The sequence below is a fragment of the Deinococcus pimensis DSM 21231 genome, assembly GCF_000519345.1.
Lineage (GTDB): Bacteria > Deinococcota > Deinococci > Deinococcales > Deinococcaceae > Deinococcus_A > Deinococcus_A pimensis.
This window is the reverse complement of record NZ_KI912660.1, coordinates 64734-66410: the sequence shown is the minus strand read 5'-3', so window position 1 is coordinate 66410 and position 1677 is coordinate 64734. Positions and strand designations below refer to the sequence as shown.

Genomic DNA, 1677 nt, shown 5'->3' with positions numbered 1-1677 from the left:
CCTTCGCGGACGACGTGCCCGCCGAGGCCGCGCCCGTCAAGACGCGCCGCTTCAGCCTGCGTCAGCGCGTCCTCGTGACGACGCTCGCGCCGCTCGTGGTGGCGTCGCTCGGCCTGCTCGGCGGCGCGTACCTCGCGCTCAAGCAGGCGCAGCAGACGGTCATCCGCGAGGGCGCGCAGTCGCTCGCCGCGTCCGTCGGCACCAGCGTGAACATCGACGACGTCAACGCGCTCGACACGCAGCTGCGCACGCTGCTCAAGCAGCCCACCGTCGGCTTCATCGCCGTGAACACCCCGGACGGCCTGCAGTTCTTCCGCTCCAAGAACGAGGACGCGGACTTCCTGCTCGGCGAGACCGTGAACGCCTGGATCGCGAAGAATCCCGGCGCGAGCAGCTTCGTGAACTCGGATCAGCCCGCCGACCGCTTCAAGCTGCAGCTCGAACAGCTCAAGGATTCCGGCGTGAGCGACCCGAAGCTGCTCGAGGGCGTGCAGGCCAAGATCGACGACCCCGCCAACCGCAAGACGACGGTCACGCACTACGAGGTGCAGAACATCGGCGTGTACGAGAAGAACGGCGTGCGCACCGCCGGCGCGGCCACCGCCGCCAAGGGCGCCGAGCAGCCGCGCTTCACGGTCGCCGTGGGCGTCGTCTCGGACTCCAGCGTGGCCGCGACGCGCCGCTCCACGCTGATGCTGTTCGGCCTGACCCTCGTGATCCTCGTGTCGGCCGCGTTCTTCGCGATCCGCACGGGCCGCCGCATCGTGCAGCCCATCGAGACGCTCGTGGCCGCCGCCGACAAGATCAGCCTCGGCCAGCTCGACACGCCCGTGTCGGCGGAGCGCAACGACGAGATCGGCGACCTCGCCCGCGCGCTCGAACGCATGCGCCTCTCGCTGGAGGCGGCGATGGAGCGTCTGCGCAAGCGGCGGAACAGGTAACAAAGGTTGGAGAGACGCGTCACCGCACCAGGCAGAAGCGAGGGGCCGTCCCCGAGCGGACGACGCCAGAAGGTTGGAGAGACCCGTCACCGCCCCTGGCAGAAGCGAGGGGCCGCCCCCGAGCGGACGACGCCAGAAGGTTGGAGAGACGCGTCACCGCCCCAGGCACAAGAGAGCGGTCCGGACCCTTGCGTCCGGGCCGCTCTCCTTTCGTTTCCTCACGTCGAATCCGGCGCATGAGAAGACCCGGCTGCTTACAATGAACGGATCATGACCGCTCAGTCACGCATGACCCTGCGGGTCCTGGGAGGGGCTCAGCTCAGCGTGGACGGCGCCCTCGCCGCGCCGTCCCTGGAGCGCCGCTCGGCGGCCCTGCTGACGTACCTCGCGCTAGAGGGCCCGACGACGCGCGCCCGGCTGGCGGGACTGCTGTACCCGGACGCGGGCGAGGCGACGTCACGCAACAATCTCGTTCATCTGCTGCGGCGCCTGAGGCGCGGCACGAACGCGGAACTCGTGGTCGGCGACGCGACGCTGGCGCTCTCGGACGACGTGGACGTCGACGCGCAGCTCGCGCTGGCCGGGCAGGACGTGTGGTCCTCGGGCGGCGGACTGCTGCTGGACACGCTGGAGTTCGGGGACCTGCCGGACTTCGAGGACTGGCTGACGGCGTGGCGTGAGCGGCTCTCGGACGCGCGGCGCGCGACGCTGCTCGCGCGGGTGGGCGCGCACGAGC

The 1677-nt window shown here is 70.7% G+C and carries 2 protein-coding genes; both read left to right on the top strand.

Annotated features, from left to right (window positions below; all coding sequences use genetic code 11):
• Positions 1-941: HAMP domain-containing protein (locus tag DEIPI_RS32155; protein ID WP_045234590.1), on the top strand; the 941-nt coding region annotated here is incomplete at its 5' end.
• A gap of 270 nt (positions 942-1211) precedes the next feature.
• Positions 1212-1677, top strand: a 466-nt coding sequence (locus tag DEIPI_RS40175) for a hypothetical protein (protein WP_045234589.1), incomplete at its 3' end; no start/stop codon positions are given.